We start from the raw sequence: 17740 nt of genomic DNA, 5'->3' as shown, positions 1-17740 counted from the left end.
GATCGTGACGGACGCGAGCCTCGACGCGCTCGCGCCCGCGATCGAGGCGGCGATCGCAGAGGAGCCGAGGAAACGGCTCCACGTCGCGGCGAACGGCGGGGATCACCTCTTCGGATTCGATCACCGCGGCAGGCCCATCGAGGTCGTGCAGACGGTAGACCGCGGGGACGTGCTTTCGTTCATGATGCACGAAATCGCGCGGCCGCTCGGGCTCGCTCCGGAGGACGTGCTCGTCGTGGGCGAGGCGTACGGGCTCGCGGGGCTCGCGGACATCCTGGAGCAGCAGCTCGCGCTGGAAGCCGAGCTCGGGCCGTTCGCGCCGCCGCGGGACCCTTCGTGGGTGGTGGTGGAGAGCGGCTTCGACGTGGCGCGGGAGCACGAGATCGAGTCGCTTTTGACGATCGCGAACGGCTACCTCGGGATGCGCGGGTCGCTGGCGGAGGGAAGCAGCGTGTCGCGGCCGGCGACGTTTCTGGCGGGGGCGTTCGAGGCGTCGTCGGATGTGTCGCCGGTGCCGGAGCTCGTGATCGCGCCGGACTGGGGGCGGCTGCGGTTCACGGTGGAGGGCGAGCCGTTCGGGGTGGAGACGACGTCGATGGAGCGGCACCACCGGACGCTCGACCTGCGGCGCGGGCTCCTCCTGCGCGAAGGGCTCGGGACCGGGCCGGGCGGGCACGCGACGCGGATCCGGACGGTGCACCTCGCGTCGCTCGCGAACCGGCATCTGCTGCTCGAGGCGGTGGAGATCTCGCCGCACAATTTTTCGGGCACGGTGGTGGTCGACGCGGTGCTGTCGGGCGACGTGAAGAGCGGGAGCGGCTCGTCGCACTGGGCCGGGTTCGAGCCGCGTCACGGGCTCGTGGGGCCGATCCTCGTGGGCAAGACGCACGGCGGGCTCGAGCTCGCGCTCGCGTCGCGCACGACGGCAGCGGATCCGGGGTCGCTCGAGATGCGCTGCGAGCGGGAGGTCGGGCCGGTGTCGGCGATGGAGCGGTGCACGCTGCACGTCCGGCTCGGCGAGCCGAGCGTGCTGCATCGTGTGGTCGGTCTGTTTACGTCGCGTGACGGAACGGCACCGGTGCAGCGGGTCGAGCTGCTCGAACGGCAAGCGGCGGGGACGTCGTTCGACGCGTTGCTCGCGGATCACGTGGCGGCGTGGCAGGCGCGGTGGAAGCAGTCGGACGTGGAGATCGACGGGGCGCCGGGGATCGAGCGGGCGCTCCGGTTCGCGCTCTACCACCTGATCGCGACGGTGCAGCCGCACGATCCGCGCTGCTCGATCGGCGCGCGCGCTCTCTCGGGCGAGGCGTACCGCGGTCACGTCTTCTGGGACACGGAGATCTTCATGGTGCCGTTCTACGTGCACACGTGGCCCGAGGCGGCGCGGACGCTCTTGCTCTACCGGCACCTCACCCTCGACGGCGCGCGGCGCAAGGCGAAGAAGCTCGGCTTCGAGGGCGCGCTCTACGCGTGGGAGTCGGCGGACACGGGGGACGAGACGACGCCCGAGTTCGTGCGGAGCCCGGTCGGCGAGATCGTGCCGATCCTGTCCGGGCTGGAGGAGCACCACATCAGCGCGGACGTGGCGTACGCGATCTGGGCCTACGCGCAGAGCACCGGCGACGAACGGATCCTCGGCGAGGAGGGCGCGGAGATCCTCATCGAGACGGCGCGCTTCTGGGTGAGCCGCGGCTCTGTGAAGGTCGACGGCAAGTTCCACATCGACCGGGTAATCGGGCCCGACGAGTACCACGAGAGCGTGGACGACAACGCGTTCACGAACTGGATGGCGCGGCAGAACCTGCGGTACGCGGCGGCCATCGCGCGGGGCGTGGGGAGCGCGAAGGCGGCGGCACTCGGGGTCACGCCGGAGGAGATCCGCCACTGGGAGGAGATCGCCGCGCGGATGTACCTCGGCGAGGATCCGCGCACGGGGCTGATCGAGCAGCACAAGGGCTTTTTTGGTCTCGAATACGTCGACGTCGCCGCGTACTCGCCGCGCACGGTGCCGATCGACGTGCTGCTCGGTCGCGAGCGGACGAAGCACTCGCAGGTGGTGAAGCAGGCCGACGTGGTGCAGCTCCTCGCGCTGCTCTGGGACGAGTTCTCGCCCAGCGCGCGGCGGGAGAATTTTCTCTATTACGAGCCACGCACGGCGCACGGCAGCTCGCTGTCGCCCGGGATCCATGCCCTCGTGGCGGCGCGGCTCGGTCTGCTCGAGACGGCCGCGCGGTACCTCGAGCAGACGGCGTCGATCGACCTCGGCAACAACATGGGCAATGCCGCGGGCGGCGTGCACGCGGCCGGGCTCGGAAGCCTGTGGCAAGCCGTGGCCTTCGGCGTGGCGGGCCTGCGCACGGCGCCCGAGGACCCAGAGACGCTGATCGTCGCGCCGACGCTCCTGCCGGGGATGCGGCGCGTGTCCTTGCCGATGCAGCTCCGCGGCCGCTCGCTCCAGGTGCACGCACTGCCGGGCGAGGTGGAGGTGCACGTGACCTCCGGGACCGCGCCGATCGGGCTCACCGCTCCGGGCAAGGCCGGGGCGACACACACGGTGCGCGCCGAGCCCGGACGCGCCTACGTGGCGCGGCGCGAGGAAGAAGGATTTTTGGCGTGGGAGGAGATCGAGCCATGAAGCCGGCGGATCTCGCGGAAGGTACGTCCCACGGCGCCGAACGAGGCGTCGAGGAAGGGCCGCGCAGCGAGGCGCGGCCGAAGAGGCAGCGGGTGCTCGTGGCCCTGAACGGCGCGGACGCAGCCGCATCACAGGCGGCGATCGCGATGGGTCGGCTCGTGGCGAGGACGCTGCACGAGCCACTGCACGGGATCTTCGTGTCCGAGGCGAAGGTCCCGCCCGGCGAGCTGCCGAGGCTCCTCGGGATACCTACGCACGCGCTCGACGGCGTGGTGCTCGACGTGGAGGTCGGCGATCCCGTGGAGCGGATCGTGGCCTTCACGGAGGCGCACCCGACGGCGTTCGTGATCGTGGGGGCCGAGACCCGGGAGCGCGGGGGGCTCGGGGTGGGTGAGCTCGCTGCGCACACGATCGAGCGGTCGCACGCGCCGGTGATCGTGGTGCGGCCGGAGGAGCGGCTCGCGCTCGCGCGGATCCTCGTGCCCCTCGACGGGACGCCGAGCACGGCGAGCGCGCTCGAGCCGGCCGGGGACCTGGCGCGGCGGGCGGGCGCGTCGCTCGACATCGTGCTCGTGGGCGAGGCGCAGCACGGCCCCCACGTCGAGCCGGGCGCGATGGGCGCGCCGCAGTACGTGGACCAGCCGCATCACGAGTGGCCCGCGTTCTCCGCGGAGTTCGTGCATCGCTTCGCGAAAACGATCGGCCACTGCCCCGAGGACGTGCCGACACGCTTCTTCCTCGGCGCTGGCGACCCCGCGGACGAGATCCTCCGCTTCGCCGACACGCTCGCCGCGGATCTCACCGTGCTCGCGTGGCACGGGCTCCGGAGCGAGGAGCACGGGGCGGTCTTCGAGCGCGTCCTGCGTAAGGCCACCTGCCCCGTGCTCGTCTTGCGTTGCCCATGACGGGACGGACAGGCCCTCGCTCGTGGTGTCTCGGACGAATGCGACGCATCGCGCGGAGGGCCGGGCGGGGTGCGGGGTCGGGTGGTATCTTTCGGCGATATGCCCGCACGTGAGCTTACCGCAGCGGAGTGCCTCAAGCGCATCGAGCCCGCGGAGCTGTCATTCCATACGACCGAAGAGGTGGAGCCCGTCTCGGGCATCGCGGCCCAGGAGCGCGCCCTCGCGGCGCTTTCGTTCGGGCTGGATATCCGCCACTCCCGGTTTCACGTGGTCGTCGTTGGTCCGTCCGGTTCGGGACGGACGTTCTGCGCGCGTCAGGTCGCCCGGCGGCTCGCCGCGACGCTCCCCACGCCCGACGACATGTTGCTCCTGCCGAACCCGCGAAGGCCGAGCGAGCCGACGGTGCTGACCTTGCCCGCGGGCGAAGGCCGTCCGTTCACGGAGGCGATGGAGGAGCTCTACGCGAAGCTTCTGGAGTCGATCCACGGCGCGACGGAAGGCGAGCGGTGGAAGCAGGCGCGCGCGCGCGGGCAGCGGCGCGTGGAGGCGGAGGAGTCGCGGCTCGAAGAGGAGCTCCGCACGCATGCGAAGGGGCTCGGGCTCGACGTGGTGCGCGCGGGGCGCGAGTTCCAGGTCACGCCGCTCGTCGACGAGAGCCCGCCGAGCGAGTCGATCCGGGAGATCACGACGGCGATCGAGGCCTTCGAGGAGCGGCTCGCCGAGGTGCAGGACGAGGCCGATTCGGAGCTCCGCGCGACGACGAAGCAGCTCCTCGGCGACGCGGTGAAGGCGTGCTTCTCGCCGGTGCGCGCGCGCTTCGAGGGCCGCGAGGAGCTACTCGCGTTCCTCGGCGACGTCGAGACGCTCGTCACGCGCGAGACGCGCCTGCTCGTGGACGAACCTGGCAACGACGAACAGCCCGTGCTCGTGCAGGGCATCGTGGTGCCCACGCTGCTCACCGAGCACAAGCCGGGGTCGGGCGCGCCGGTCGTGGAGGTCCCGTATCCGACCTTGTCGGCGCTGTTCGGCCGGAGCTACGCGCCGCCCGACACGGGCACGCCGCCGGAGCCGGGGTTCGCCGTGGCGGGCGCTTTGCACCTCGCGAACGGGGGATTTTTGATCCTGCCGGCGAACGCGCTGCTCAAGAACGAGGCGCTCTACGAGCAGCTCAAGGCGTGCTTGCTCGCGAGCAAGTTCATCGTGCCCGAGCACAACCCCACGTATTACCGCGGCACGAGCGAGGAGCTCATGTTCCCGCCGATGCAGCTCGACCTGAAGGTCGTGCTCATCGCGAGCCCCGACCTCTACCAGGACCTACACGAGGCCGACCCCGAGTTCTCGCAGCTCTTCAAGGTGCAGGCGCGCTTCGAGGGCACGATGCCGCTCGGCGCGGCGCTCGCGACCTACCCCTCGTTCCTCGCGGACATCGTGCGCGAGCGGCGCCTCTTGCCGCTCACGGCCGACGCCGTGGCGGAGCTCTTCTTCTACGGCGGCCGCCTCGCCGAGAGCCAGCGCAAGGTCACCGCGCAGCTCGGCCTCCTGGCGGAGGTCGCGACGGAGGCGAGCTACCGCGCCACAAGCAAGGGCAAACGTGTCGTCGACGGCGGCGAGATCGTGGGTGCGCTCGCGGCGGCGCGGCGGCGGAGTGATCATTTCCGCGACCAGGTGCACGAGCTGCTCGCCGACGGCACGATCCGCATCGATGTCACGGGCCGGCGCGTCGGCCAGGTGAACGCGATCTCGGTCTTGAGCGACGGACCGGTCACGTTTGGCCGGCCGTGCCGCGTCACGGCCGTCGTGTATCCGGGGACCGAGGGGCCGGTGAACATCGCGCGCGAGGTTGAAATGAGCGGGCCCATCCATGCGAAGGGCGTGCTCGTTTTGTCGGGCTTCTTGTCGCTCCGGTTCGCGCAGATCCGCCCCCTCTCGTTCGGCGCCTCGCTCGTCTTCGAGCAGACGTACGAGCCGATCGACGGCGACAGCGCCTCGTCGCCCGAGCTTTACGCGCTGCTCTCGTCGCTCTCTGGTTATGCACTGCGGCAAGACCTCGCGGTGACGGGCAGCGTCGATCAGCAGGGCGGCGTCCTGCCCGTGGGTGGTCTCAATGAAAAAATCGAGGCATTCTACGATCTCTGTGCGGCCAAAGGCCTGACCGGCCACCAGGGCGTCCTGATCCCGGCCACGAATCAGCATGCGTTGATGTTGCGCAGCGACGTGGTCGAGGCTATCGAGCGTAAACAATTCCACGTTCACGTGGTTTCTGCGGTCGAAGAAGGTATCGAGCTGCTCACAGGCTCGCCCGCAGGTATCGCGGACGACACCGGTCATTACCCTGCGGGCACGGTCTTCGGCGCGATCGAGCACCGGCTCGAGCGGTTCTGGCGCGCGATGGCGGAAACCGGGCGGGCCCGTTAGCTGCGGGACGGGAGGAGCCGACCAATGGGCGTCCGGGGTTTCGCCCCGGACGACGGGTCCTCGATTTTCGTACGTCCCCTCGCCGATTTCTTGCTGCACGAAGGACACGCCTTGCCTGTAGACTGCTCGCGGCCGCACGGCCCCCAGGTTTGTCGGGGCCGGAGGCCTCGACGCGGATCAGCTTTTCAAGGAGTGGCCATGCGGAACTTGGTGAAGTGGATCGGGCTCGTGGGCCTTGCAGGCAGCACCGTGCTGGGCGCCGCATGCACAGCCACGGGTGGCCGCAACGTCTTTGGTGACGGTGGTTCCGGCGGCGAGGATTGGTCCGGGGAGGGCGGCGCGGGCGCCACGCCGGGCGGCAACGGCGGCTCGAACCCCGACGGCGTCGGCGGCTCGTTCGTCGGCCCCGGCGCGGGCGGCAGCGGCGCCGGCGAGAACCTCTGCGATACGGACGTCAACGTGGACGACGACGGCGACGGGTTCAGCGAGGCGACGGGCGACTGCAACGATTGCGACGTGAACGTCAGCCCGAACTCGGTCGAGGTCGTAGGCGACGCGATGAACCCCGACTACAAGCCCTCGGACGAGAACTGCAACATGGCGATCGACGAGGCGGTCGAGACCTGCGACGGGGCGATCGCGGTCGACACGCAGGATCCGCTCGACGCGGCGCGCGCCGTGGAGCTCTGCAAGATCGCCACGCCGGGCGGGACCGATTGGGGCGTCGTCAGCGCGCAATGGGTCATGGCCGACGGCTCGCCGGCGAACGGCAGCGCGAACTATCACCTCGGCCACGGCGTCCTGAGCGGCTTCGGCCCGAATGTCAAGCCGCGGGCGGGCGGCAAGATCTTCAGCGTCTCCAGCGGCGCGGCGCGTCAGCCGACGGACGGGGGCTATCAGAGCCCGAGCGGCTTCAGCAAGGGGTACAACAGCGGCCATCCGCAGGGTTTCCCGAAGGAGTCGCCGGCGTGCCCGGGTGTCGTCACGGGCACGCCGTACGACGCCACGGCGGTCGAACTCGAGATTCGCGTGCCGCAGAATGCGAAGGGCTTCTCGTTCGACTTCAACTTCTACACGTACGAGTGGCCGGGCTACATCTGCAGCAAGTACAACGACTTCTTCGTGGCGATCCTCTCGCCGATCCCGGCGGGCCAACCGGACGGGCAGATCTCGTTCGACATGCAGGGCAACCCCATCAGCGTGAACAACGCCTTCATGAACGTGTGCGGCTGCTCGGCTGGCCCGCCCTGCACGGCAGGCGGCAAGAGTTTCGACTGCCCGCTCGGCACGGCGGAGCTCGACGGCACTGGATTCGAGTCGCACGCGGCCACGAGCTGGCTGAAGACGCAGGCGCCCGTCACGCCGGGCAGCACCATTCGGATTCGCTGGGGCGCCTACGACTCGGGCGACGGCGTCCTCGACTCGACGGCCATCATCGACAACTGGCAATGGAGCGCCGAGGCCGGCACCACGGTCGGCACGACCCCGATCCCGCCGATTCCGAAGTAAGAGATTCATAGCGAGGTGCCGAGAAACGCAGCGAGCGCATCGAAGCTAGGAAGGGCGACGCAGGAATACTCCAGTATTCCGAGGAGCCCGACCGACGATTCGAGGCGCGCAGCAAGTTTATCGGCACCTCGCTAGCGGTGGTCCCACCGCAGCCCGACGTTGACTTGACGGAATCCCCCCGTTTGAATGCCGTCGGGCAACCTCGTCGCCACGAACACCTGATCGAGCGCGTTCTTCACCGTGAGGAGCGCGCCGAGCCCCGTCTTCGCGTGGCGGTAGCGCAACGCCACGTCGACGAGGTGATACCCCGGCACGACGCCGAGGCGCCCCGTCGGGTCCACGAGCACCGTGTTGTATTCGTCGGCGAACTGGTCGCTCAGGTAGCTCCAGGCGACCTGCGCCCCGAGCCCGATCCGGTGCTCGACGTCGAGCGTCGCGCTCGCCGTGTGGAGCGGCGCATATGGCAGGCGATTGCCGTCGAACGGACCGCCGCGGAACGTCGAGACGGAAAAGGTATATCGTCCGGTCACATCGATTGCGAGCGGCAGGGAAAGCGCCTGGCCGATGCCGAGCGTGACTTGCGCTTCGGCGCCTCGGTGCAGGGTTCGTCCGCCATTCGCGAGCTCGCTCTGCTGCCCGCTCGCCTCCGTGCCGGTCACGATCTGGTTGCGGAAGCTCATGATGAACCCCGTGACCTCGGCGCGAATCCATTTCGGGCGCGCGAGCCGCATGCCGATTTCGTAGTTCGTGCTCTCCTCGGCGTCGAGCTGGGCGTCCTGGCCGCCCGGCGAAATCGCGGCCGACACGCGCGGCGGCGCATACCCGACGTGCACGCCCCCGAAAAAGTTCAGCTTCGGCGTGCCGTACACCATTCCGATGCCGGGCATCACCGCCAGCGAATCGCTCGTGCCGCGGTTCGTCACGTCCCGCGATGTGCCGGTCTCCGCCGTTCGATCCACGCTGCGCAGGTTCGCCGCGTATTCGACGCGGACGCCGGGCGTCACCAGCAAATCGTCCCGGAACGCGAGGCGGTCCTGGGCATAGGCGGCGATCGCGAACGTGCGGTGGTGCTCCCGGTCCTGGAGGTTCCCGGCCGCCGTATCCACGATGTCGCCCTGGAATTGCTTTCGGTCGGCGGTCTCGACGTGCGCGCGCGCGCCGGCCGTGAGCGTGTGGCGCACCCGGCCCGTCTCGAAGCGGTGCTCGACACGCGGCTCGATGCCGAGGACCTGGTAATCGCGGTCCCGGACCATCGAGGTATTGCGGAAGAAGACCGCGGCGCCCGAGACCGACGGATCCCCAACGATTCGCTCGTACGTGACGTCGGGCTTCGCATCACGGTCGTAGTTCTGCCGGCGCCAGTCGCGATCCGTGATGTAGCCGTAGATGAACGTGCGCAGCCGCGTCGCCTCGGAAAAACGGTATTCATGGGTGAGCGAGGCGTCGTAGCGGCGCACGTTGAACCCGTCGTGCGGCGCGATCGAGGGGGTTCGCGGGTCGAGCTCGAACATGCGCCGCGTCAGGCCCACGTACGTCGAGCGCGAGAACTCGTCGTACACCGCGATCTTGAACGTGGCTTCGCCGCGCGCCGAGGTCGGGAACGCGATCTTGCCCATGAAGTCCGTGGCGTGGAACTCGATGTTGCGGAAGCCGTCGCCTTGCTTCCTCGTGAACTGCAGGACGTACCGTGCGTCGCCCGCCGTGCCGCCGTAGAGGCCGGAGAGCTTGTAGTAGTTGCGCTGACCGGCCTGCGCTTCGAGCGACCACTCGGGTTTGTCCGGGGGCAGCGCCGTGAGGAAGTTGACGACGCCGCCAATGGTTTGAGGTCCGAACAAAATGCTGCCCGAGCCCTTCACGACCTCGACCGCGCGGATGCGCTCGACGGGCGTCGAGTAGTAGAGATCCGGCTCGCCGTAAGGGTTGATCGCGACGGGCATGCCGTCTTCGAGGATGAGCACCTGACGGCTGCGCGTCGGATCGAGGCCGCGCATGCCGACGTTGAGCCGCAGGCCGAGGCCCTCCTCGGGCCGCACCACGAGGCCCGGCACGCGCCGCAGGATCTCGCCCGTTTCGGCGGGCATCGAGCGGCGGATCTCCTTCGCGCCGATCAACGTGCCCGAGCCCGGCACCTTCTGGAGCGCGTCGTCGCTCCGGCCGATCACGCTCACCTCGATCACCGGCGGCGGCGCTGCCTGCGCCTCGGCGGCCTCGCCTTTCTTGGGCTTTGCGGAGGCGTCTTCGGGGCTCGGCTCCGCCTTCGCGGGCGCCTCGTTTGGCGGGGCGTCAGGAATGGGGGGCGCGGGTTTGGCCTCGTCGGCGAAGGCTTCGGTCGCGCAGGCGAGCAGGAAAAACGAGCCGAGCAGGGTGCGGGGGCGCATGCGGTTCTCTGGGAGTCGATGCCCTGTAACGTTCTTGAAATTCAAAGTCAACAGACGATGTCGCGCGGGATTCCGGCGGCTGGATTTTGGCGTGGGGAGGCGTGTACGCTCGAACGATGACGCCTCGGATTCGTGATCGCGCCCGGACGCACGCCCCTGCCCTGCTCATGGCCCTCGCCCTCGCCTCAGGCTGCGGCGCGCCCGCGACCGAGACGCCCGCGAAAGGCCCGGACGAACCCGTCAAGACCACCCCGACGACGGAGACGACGACGGCCACGACGCCGCCGGCGCCGAAGACGGGGTGTGCGGTGCTCTCGATCAACGACACGTATCGGATCGAGCCGCTCCCCGGCGGCAAAGGCGGCATGGCGCGGGTCCGGACGATCCGCAAGGAGCTCGAAAAGAAGTATCCGGACCTCGTGGTGCTGCACGCGGGCGACATGCTGTTCCCGTCGCTGATCAGCCAGATGTACAAGGGCCGGCAGATGATCGAAGCCGTGAGCCGGCTCGATGGCGGCCCCGGGCAGGACGCCCGGCTCTTCGCGGCGTTCGGCAATCACGAGTTCGACAAGGACGACCCGGCCGTGATCTCGTCGCGGGTCGCGGAGTCGGAGTTCCGCTGGCTCTCGGCGAACGTGCATTTCAAGGTCGACGACGCGGGCAAATCCGCGGTGAACCTGCCCGAAGGAAAAGTCCTGCCGCGTACGATCGTGCCCTGCGGCCCGCTGAAGCTCGGCCTGTTCGGCGTGACGATTGGCGCGGATCAGCCGTACATCGCGGCGATTCACGACCCGGCCGAGGCCGCGCGTGTGCAGACGGCCGCGCTGCGCAAAGAGGGCGCGGACGTGGTCGTGGCGCTGACGCACCTGTCCATGACGACGGATCGGGGGCTGCTCGAAAAACTCGGCGCCGAGGGGCCGGACGTGATCCTCGGCGGGCACGAGCATCAAAAGCAAAAAGCCGCGGCGGGCGAGCGCGTGGTCTACAAGGCCGACGCGGACGCGGTGAGCGCGAACGTGCTCACGATCGATCGTTCGAGTGGCAACCTTCGGATCTCCCACGAATGGGTCCCGCTCGAAGGCGCGGCCGTGCCCGAGGATCCCGAGATGAAGGCGTGGGTCGACGGCACGCTCAAGAAACACGAGGACGATTTCTGCGCGAAGACGCGCAACTTGCCCGCGGGCTCGGGCTGCCTCTCCGAGGTGCTCGGCGCGGCGGGCGAGGATCTCATCGCCGAGGAGCTCGAAATTCGCCGCTTCGAGACGAACCTCGGGAACTGGATCCTCGATCAGGCGCTCGCCGCGTTCCCCAAGGAGAAGAAACGCCCGCAGATCGCCTTCATCAACAGCGGGACCTTGCGGATCAACCTGAACCTGCCGAAAGGCGAGCCGATCACGACGCGCAACATCGAGGAGCTCTTCGCGTATCCGGCGATCCTCCACCTCATCGAGATCAACGGGGAGACCTTGCAGAAGGTCGTGAACCACAGCATCGAGAACTGGACGGGCGAGGGGCATTTCCTGCAAATCGCCGGGTTCGCCTTCGAGCACGATACCACGGCGAAGACGGCGTCGAAGTTGACCTTGCTCGGCGCCAAACCCAAAAAGATCGGGCCAAAGGACGTGCTCTACGCGGTCACGATCGATTATATGGTCGACCCGAAGGGGAAAAAGGACGGCTACTCGATGCTGGGCTCGGCGAAGGTGATCGCCAAGGGGCCGGACATCAAGCAGGTCGTGCTCGACAGGCTCGCTGCGCTGAAGAAAGAGAACAAGCCGCTCGCGCCGAAGGTCGACGGGCGGATCTGCAATACGGAGCGGAAAGGGGTTTGTCAGGTCCTGCCTTGAACCGCTAGAGCACCCGCCGCACCCGCCTCCGCTCCTCGATCATGTGTTGCGTGATGCGCTGCTTGCCGTCGGCGCCCTCGACGAGCGTCCAGACGTCGTGCTCGCGCTTGCGGCCGGCGCTCGCGAGCAGGATGTCGGCCGCTCGTTCGGCCGGGATCAGGCCGTCCGGGCGGCCCGGCAATTCGACGACCGCAACACGCGCGGCGAGGCCCTCCATCACGTCGAGCATGTGCTGAACGACGCGGCGGAAGGCCTCCTCGCCGAATCCCTCGCGCGGACCCGCCCCGAAAAACAGGAGCTTGTCGAACGTGAGGCGCGGTTTGCCCGGGACCATCAGGACCTCGCCGAGCTTGCCCGTCAAAAAGCCACTACGCAAAAGCCCGGACAGGTGCCCAGCCATGCGCCAATCGCAGAGGCCAAAGGCGCCATGCACCGGGCGCGCGTCCGCCCACACGCTGCACGCGAGGATCTCGGTGTCGAGATCGTCCAGGCTCGTGAGCTCGGGGTTGCAGAAGCGGAGCTCCACGTCCCGCCCCGCTATACGCTGATCGCGCCCTTGCGGAACTCGCTGGTGGCGATCTTGACGTTCACGCAAGACGGTTTGTCGGCCGCGAATGCGGCGTCGAGGGCCGGGCCGAGGTCGGCCATCTTCTCGACCCAATACCCCACGCCGCCGAGCGCCTCGACGACCTTTTCATAACGCGTATATTCGAGCGCCGTGGCCGGCGAGCGATCCGCGCCGTAAAGATCGACCTGGCCGCGGCGAATCTGCATCCACGCGGCGTCGTTGCCGATGATGCTGACCACCGGAATGCCCTGCCGCGCGAGCGCCTCGAACTCGGCCGCGTTGAAGCCGAACGAGCCGTCGCCGTAAATGAGCACGACGCGCGCGCCGGGACGGGCGAGCTTCGCGGCCATCGCATACCCGGGGCCGACGCCGAGCGTGCCGAGCGGGCCCGGATCCATCCAGAGCTGCGGCCATTCGAGCTTGATCACGTTCGCCGCCGTGGCCACGAAATCGCCGCCGTCGCCGATGACGATGTCCTCCTTGCCGAGGCGTTTTCCGATTTCGTCGCAGACGCGCAGCGGGTTCGGCGGGTCGGTCGTGGCGTCGATCTCGGGCTGCATCTTGGCCCGCGACTTGTCCTCGGCCGCGCGCATCGCCGCGATCCAGCCGGGCGCGCGCTTCTCTTTCACCTCGGCGAGGAGCTGCTCGAGGACGAGGCCGCTGTCGCCGTGAATCGCGACGTCGACCTTGCGATTGCGGCCGATCTCGTTGCCGTCGAGGTCGATCTGGATGACGCGCGCGCCCGGGTTGATGGCGCGGCCGTATTCGAGGCGGAAATCGAAGGGCGTGCCGAGGACGACGCAGAGGTCGGTTTGTCCGAGCGCGACGCGGCGCGACCGGGCGAAGAAGTTCGGGTGCGCATGCGGCAGGCCGCCGCGGGCCATGCCGTTCAGGAAATACGGGGCGTCGATGGCGTCGGCGAACGCGCGCAGGATCTCCTTGCGCGGCGACCAGCGGAGCTGCGTGCCCACGATGAACATGGGCCGCTCGGCCTCGCGCAGCATGGCCGCGGCGCGGGCGATCGCGTGCGGATTGCCGGCGGGGCGCGGGGGTTCGTCGAAAGGAACCGTGGCGGGCGGGGCGTCGTCGCCGAAGTTCATGAGGAGATCGAGCGGCATCTCCAGGAAGACCGGGCCGGGGACGTTGCCCTGCGCGATGCGGAAGGCGGCGTCGATGTACTCCTGGATGCGGTCGGTGGAGGGGACGGAGACGCTCCACTTCGTGACCGGGCGCATGAGCTCGACGTGGTTCATGTCCTGGAGCGAGCCCATGTCGGCGAGCAGGCGCGGGCCGGCGCCGCCGATCACGATCATGGGGATGCCGGCGCGCTGGGCATTGGCGACCGCGGTGACGGTGTCGGTGACGCCAGGGCCGGCTGTGACCGCGCAGACGCCGGGCTTGCCCGTGACGCGGGCCCAGGCGTCGGCCGCGTGCCCCGCGGTCTGCTCGTGCCGGACGTCGACGACGCGGATGCCGTCGTCGAGACACCCATCGTAAATGGCCTGGATGTGCCCGCCGCAGAGCGTGAAGAGGTGCGTGACCCCGTGCCGCGCGAGCGCCTTCGATACGAGCCTGCCGCCGTGGACCTGTGCCATGGCGGGGCATATACCACGGGAGGGGCGGGCGATGATAGGCTCCCTGCCATGACGAACCGGCTTGCGTGGAACATCGGCTGGGCCGCGGCGGCGGCGGTGGCGCTCGTTTGCTGGGGCTGCTCGGGAGACGGCCCGGGCGCGAATGCGACGGGATCCGGGGGATCCGCGGGCTCGGGTGGTTCGGGCGGCGACGCGGCGGGCCCGGGCTCGGGCGGCAGCGCGGGCGCGGGCGGGAGCGGCGGCAGCGGCTCGCGCGGGCCCGCGTACGAGGCCGGGACGGCATTCTGTCCGGCGGACGACAGCGTGCGCCGGATCAAGCTCGTGAACAATTGCAGTGAGACGCGCTGGTTCAAGATGGATGGGAGGACCACGCCGATGTGGGCGCGGCCGACGGATTGCGCGTGGAACGGCGCGGCGTGCGGCGATCCCGAGGGCGTGGGGCAATGCACGGAGATCGCGAAGAACATGGCCGGCGGCGGGGATCCGGGGCTCGTGTATTGCAAGGGGAGCACCTGCGCGTGCAATCCGTTCTTCGAGCTCGAGCCGGGCGAGCAGCACGAGATCGTCCTGCCGAACGATGCCGGGTTCCCGAGCGGGACGGGCTGGCTCGCGACGGGGTGCAATCCGTACGGCAATGCCTGCGAGGTCGGCAGCGAGGCCGCGAAGAACGCGACGTTCGAGTTCACGTACGACAATCCCGGCCAGGGCTCGCTCTATTACGACATCAGCGCGGTCAACGCGTGGACGACGGCGAGCGCGGTCGGCATGAAGAGCTGCGGGGGCGGCGCGCCGGATCCGAACAACATTTTCTGGTGCCGCGGGACGGGGTGCCGGTTCGACGTGAACACGCAATGCCCGGACGGCTCGGACGCGTTCGCGCCGGCGCCCGCGGGGTGCAAGGAGTGCCCCACGATGATCGACGGCAACGGCAAGAAGGTGATCGTTGGCTCCTGCGGGACGTGTCCGGATGGCAAGGAGTCGAATCGGATTCCGACGGGCACGGTGTTCAACGCGGGCAACATCGGCGGGCCCGAGTGGACGTGGAACGGAGCGCCCGATTTCGCGGTCGGGTTTGGTCACGACGAGGGGGTCCACGCGAATCGAAGGTTCTCGTGTGGCCCCGCGGGCTGCACGGACGCGGAGGCGGGGAAGGCGAATACGTGCCTCGGCGGGTGTGATCTCTGCACGGTGACGCAAAAGGTCGGCGCCGGGGACGATGCTTGCCTCAAGTATTGCTGCCCCAACTCGGTGCACACGTACAATGGTTTTCCCTACCGGTACGACAGCGCGGGCTGCACCGCGCTCGGGGTGCAGGCGGGCACCGATTACAGCCCGGCCGTGAAGGACGAATGTCCGTACGTGTACACGTTCGGCTACGAGGACCACTCGTCGACGTTCCTGTGCACGACGAGCGCGTCGCTCCTCATTCAAGCGTGCCCCGATCCGGTTGACTTTCCGTCGAAGATCGAGCCGTGAATATGTCGATTCTCTGGGAAGACGTCCGATATCTGGAGGCCGTCGCCCGCGCGGGCGGCGTGGGCGGCGCCGCCCGCGAGCTTGGCGTGTCGGCTTCCACCGTGTACCGACGCATTGCGATCCTCGAATCCACCGTGGGCTCGCCGTGCCTCGAACGTGGCGCGGCCGGCGGCGGGTTGACGGAGACCGGCGCCATGCTCGCGCAGGTCGGCCACCGCATGCGCAAAGCCCTCGCCGAGGTCTCGGGGCACGTGCACGCCCAGGCCACGGAAATCGTCGGCGAGGTCAGCCTCACGACCGTGGAGGCCTTGCTCCCGTTTCTCGTGGACCCGATCGCCGAGATCACCACACAATACCCCTTGCGCGTGAACCTCATTCTCGGCGATTCGGGGCCGAGCGTCCGTGACCGGGAGGTCGACGTCGCGATCGGCGTCATGCGGCGACCGCCTACGGGGTGCTGGGGGGTTCGGCTCGGCAAACTTCCGTACGGCGTCTTCGGGACCGCGGAGGCCGTGAGGCGCGAGCCCGAACCGCTCTGGGTCGTCCGCGCACTGAGCGAGCGCTCCTCGGCCGAATCCGCATGGGAGCGCGAGCACGCCAGCCGTTATGCCAGCCGCGCGCAGTTCAGCGCGCTCGTGTCGCTCGTCGCCGGCGGCGTGGGCGTCGGGCTCATTCCGCGCGCCATTGCCGCGCTCCACCCCGAGCTCGTGGAGATCCCCGCCTATCGCGAGCGCGTCGCGCCGCTCGAACGAACCGCCTGGCTCCTCACCCACCCCGACCTGCGCAAGACGCCCCGCGTGCGGGTGCTCATGGACGCGCTCACGCGGCGGTTTCGCGCGGCGCTCTGAGCCGGCGGCTCTGCAACGCGACACGAACGCGCATGCGTCGCAGAAATGGGCCACCTCGACCCATTGCGGCGACAACATCGAGTGCTCCTCGGTGGCGGCGTGCAATGCGTGTCGACGAACGATTGCTCGAACGATCAGAGCTGTGTGGAAAACGCCTGCGTCGGTCGCGTGTAGCGGCCCTAGACTTCGACCTTCTTCCACCGCCCCCGCGCAAACGCCCAGCCGAGCAGCACGGCCCTGCAGATCCAGTCCGCCGTGCTGCCCATCCAAACGCCGGCGAGGCCGAGGTCGAGCTTGATCGCGCAGAGCCAGGTCACGCCGGCCCGCAAGAACAGGCCGCAGAGGATCATCGTGCCGAGCACCGTGCGCGTGTCGCCCGCGCCGCGCAGCGCCATCGCCGTGACCATCGCGAACCCCATGAACGGCTGCGCGAATCCGCCCACGCGCATCGCCGGGACGGCCGTCTCGACGATCGTCCGGTCCGGCGTGAACGCCGAGACGAGCAAGGGCGCCATGGTCAAAAAGGAGAGCCCGACGAGGGTCAAGCAGAACACGGCGAGCATTGCCGCGACCCGGCCCGCCCGCGCCGCCTCCTCGGGCCGCTTTGCCCCGAGCTTCTGGCCCACGATCGCGCCCGCCGCGATGCCAAACCCATCCGCCGAGAGCCACGAGATCGACTCGATGCTGATCGCCGCCTGTTGCGCCGCGAGCGCGACCTCGCCAAGGAGCGCGACGATCGCGACGTAAAACATGTACCCGAGGTGATACGCCGCCTTCTCGCCGAACGCCGCGCTCGAGACGCGCAGGACACGCCTCAAAGCATCCCCCGCGCCCTCGAAGCTCGCGCTGTTCAATGGCAGCGGGCTCGTGCGGCGGAAGAGCGCGAAGGTGAGCAGGAGGCCTTCGAGGGACATGGTCGCGGCGTTCGCGACGGCGGCCCCACGAATGCCGAGCTCGGGCAGGCCGAGGAGGCCGAAGATGAGCAGCGCGTTGAGCGCGAGGTTCAGGACATTGCCCACGCCCGCGACGACGAGCGGCGTACGCGTATCGCCCGAGGCTTGCAACGACGCGGCCGCGATCGCCTCGACGAACGTGAGCGGCATGGCCCAGCATGCGATGCGGAGGTACGCGCCCGCTTGTTCATGCACGGCCGCGCCGGCGCGAGGAAAGAGGGTTCGAATGAAGGGGCCTTCCGCGAAAAACAGGGCACACGCGACGACGACGCCGAGCCCGGCCGCAAAGAGGAGCGCGGCGCGGGCGGCACGGGCCGCGCCCGGGCGGTCGCCGGCGCCGACACGCCGGGCCACGACGGCAAGGGTGCCCGCGGAGAAGGCCGTGCAAACGGAGTAGAGGGTCCAGCTCGTGGCGCCGCCGATCTGGATCGCCGCGAGCGCGGTCGACGAGTACCGGCCGAGCATGAGCCGCCCGACCAGAAAGACGAGCGTGATCAGCAGCATGTGCGTGATCGCCGGCCAGGCGAGCGACCAGACCTCGGCCATGAGGGCGCGATCATCCTCACGAACGAAGCGGGTCTCGGCGATGGATGACGGACGCACGGCGCCGG

At 69.2% G+C, this 17740-nt stretch carries 11 protein-coding genes; 7 read left to right on the top strand and 4 right to left on the bottom strand.

Annotation, left to right across the window (positions count from 1 at the left end):
* The first annotated feature begins 181 nt into the window (after positions 1 to 181).
* The 4 genes from KEG57_RS05795 to KEG57_RS05780 all read left to right on the top strand — a co-directional run bounded on the left by KEG57_RS05795 (position 182) and on the right by KEG57_RS05780 (position 7464).
* Positions 182 to 2635 (top strand): glycoside hydrolase family 65 protein, encoded by a 2454-nt coding sequence (locus KEG57_RS05795; RefSeq protein ID WP_372518256.1) that lies wholly within the window; start codon positions 182 to 184, stop codon positions 2633 to 2635.
* Entirely contained in the window at positions 2632 to 3540 is a 909-nt protein-coding gene (locus KEG57_RS05790) for a universal stress protein (protein WP_272458249.1), read from the top strand. The genes KEG57_RS05795 and KEG57_RS05790 overlap by 4 nt, the downstream gene beginning before the upstream one ends.
* Positions 3541 to 3639: 99 nt before the next feature.
* Positions 3640 to 5955 (top strand): AAA family ATPase, encoded by a 2316-nt coding sequence (locus KEG57_RS05785; protein WP_272417029.1) that lies wholly within the window; start codon positions 3640 to 3642, stop codon positions 5953 to 5955.
* A 198-nt stretch (positions 5956 to 6153) separates the two neighbouring features.
* Positions 6154 to 7464 (top strand): choice-of-anchor L domain-containing protein, encoded by a 1311-nt coding sequence (locus KEG57_RS05780; RefSeq protein WP_272417028.1) that lies wholly within the window; start codon positions 6154 to 6156, stop codon positions 7462 to 7464.
* Between the two features lie 131 nt (positions 7465 to 7595).
* On the opposite strand, the gene KEG57_RS05775 is transcribed toward KEG57_RS05780, so the two are convergent.
* Complete coding sequence (locus tag KEG57_RS05775) at positions 7596 to 9842, bottom strand: TonB-dependent receptor family protein (protein ID WP_272417027.1); 2247 nt, start codon at positions 9840 to 9842, stop codon at positions 7596 to 7598.
* A gap of 116 nt (positions 9843 to 9958) precedes the next feature.
* On the opposite strand from KEG57_RS05775, the gene KEG57_RS05770 reads away from it, so the two are divergent.
* Positions 9959 to 11689 (top strand): bifunctional metallophosphatase/5'-nucleotidase, encoded by a 1731-nt coding sequence (locus KEG57_RS05770; RefSeq protein ID WP_272417026.1) that lies wholly within the window; start codon positions 9959 to 9961, stop codon positions 11687 to 11689.
* 4 nt (positions 11690 to 11693) lie between these two features.
* Here KEG57_RS05770 and KEG57_RS05765 read toward each other — a convergent pair whose 3' ends face one another.
* Both KEG57_RS05765 and KEG57_RS05760 read right to left on the bottom strand, forming a co-directional pair.
* A complete protein-coding gene (locus KEG57_RS05765) occupies positions 11694 to 12215 on the bottom strand; it encodes a M17 family peptidase N-terminal domain-containing protein (protein ID WP_272417025.1) in 522 nt (173 codons plus the stop codon).
* Positions 12216 to 12226: 11 nt separating this feature from the next.
* Positions 12227 to 13852 carry a thiamine pyrophosphate-binding protein gene (locus KEG57_RS05760; RefSeq protein WP_272417024.1) on the bottom strand — a complete coding sequence of 542 codons (1626 nt, stop codon included), beginning with the start codon at positions 13850 to 13852 and terminating at the stop codon, positions 12227 to 12229.
* A 48-nt stretch (positions 13853 to 13900) separates the two neighbouring features.
* On the opposite strand from KEG57_RS05760, the gene KEG57_RS05755 reads away from it, so the two are divergent.
* Positions 13901 to 15328: a hypothetical protein gene (locus tag KEG57_RS05755; protein ID WP_272417023.1), complete on the top strand. Its 1428-nt coding sequence runs from the start codon at positions 13901 to 13903 to the stop codon at positions 15326 to 15328.
* Positions 15329 to 15330: 2 nt separating this feature from the next.
* Positions 15331 to 16176, top strand: a complete 846-nt coding sequence (locus KEG57_RS05750) for a LysR family transcriptional regulator (protein WP_272417716.1) — start codon at positions 15331 to 15333, stop codon at positions 16174 to 16176.
* A gap of 179 nt (positions 16177 to 16355) precedes the next feature.
* On the opposite strand, the gene KEG57_RS05745 is transcribed toward KEG57_RS05750, so the two are convergent.
* A complete protein-coding gene (locus tag KEG57_RS05745) occupies positions 16356 to 17732 on the bottom strand; it encodes an MATE family efflux transporter (RefSeq protein WP_272417022.1) in 1377 nt (458 codons plus the stop codon).
* Between the last annotated feature and the right edge of the window lie 8 nt (positions 17733 to 17740).

This window comes from Polyangium jinanense, from assembly GCF_028435365.1.
This window is presented reverse-complemented; position numbering and strand designations above follow the sequence as displayed.